Origin of the sequence: Bacillus sp. SIMBA_154, from assembly GCF_046536015.1 — a bacterium.
In the GTDB taxonomy this organism is placed as follows: domain Bacteria; phylum Bacillota; class Bacilli; order Bacillales; family Bacillaceae; genus Bacillus; species Bacillus pumilus_P.
In genome coordinates this window covers 1-326 of record NZ_JAWJBV010000129.1, presented here as the reverse complement: position 1 = coordinate 326, position 326 = coordinate 1, and the positions used below count along the sequence as shown (strand labels likewise).

Annotated in this window: 1 protein-coding gene; it reads right to left on the bottom strand. The window is 45.4% G+C overall.

Translation table 11 applies throughout. From position 1 onward, the window contains the following. Window positions 1-326 (bottom strand): YncE family protein (locus R0K30_RS21430; protein WP_410612802.1); only part of this gene is annotated, 326 nt, incomplete at both ends.

Sequence of the window (326 nt, the reverse complement as noted above, 5' to 3'; positions counted from 1 at the left end):
CAGAAATCACATTATTGTTGAAGTGCAAAACAAACACAGCGCTTTTATCCGGAGTTATTTCAATACCTGTCGGCCGGTACGGAAGAGCAATTTTTGTCACAACGGTGTGAGTGTTTGTATCTATCACAGAAACCGATTGATCGTTTGGATTCGCTGTAAACACATAAACGGGTTCCGGTTCGGGCACAAGCACAATCGTGCCCGTCACCGATAAAGGACTGCCATAGAATGGCGGAACGACAATAAGGTTCTCGATCGTAATGTCACTGACATCCGGGCAATCATCAGGCTCATCGGAATAATAGACGACTTGGTCAATCTCTGCA